The organism is Pseudoalteromonas sp. GABNS16E (assembly GCF_028598715.1).
In the GTDB taxonomy this organism is placed as follows: Bacteria; Pseudomonadota; Gammaproteobacteria; order Enterobacterales; family Alteromonadaceae; genus Pseudoalteromonas; species Pseudoalteromonas atlantica.
In genome coordinates this window covers 1-255 of record NZ_JAQREZ010000211.1, presented here as the reverse complement: position 1 = coordinate 255, position 255 = coordinate 1, and the positions used below count along the sequence as shown (strand labels likewise).

Genomic DNA, 255 nt, shown 5'->3' with positions numbered 1-255 from the left:
AAGCCGGACAAATAATCAATGGTAATGAACGTTATGATATTTACGTTCGCATAGAGGAAGAGTACCGAAGTAACAAAGAAGCTATTGCTGATATTCGGCTTCAATCACCTACTGGTGCTTGGGTGCGACTGGGTGACGTAGCCTCAGTCTCATTTGAGTCAGGCCCACCACAAGTTAGACGCGATGATGTACAACGAAGAGTCGTTATCCAAGCAAATGTACAAAATCGAGATATGGGAAGCGTGGTTGCCGATA

The 255-nt window shown here is 44.7% G+C and carries 1 protein-coding gene; it reads left to right on the top strand.

The window, feature by feature from the left end:
- Positions 1 to 255: efflux RND transporter permease subunit (locus PSI06_RS21835; protein ID WP_273588164.1), on the top strand; the 255-nt coding region annotated here is incomplete at both ends.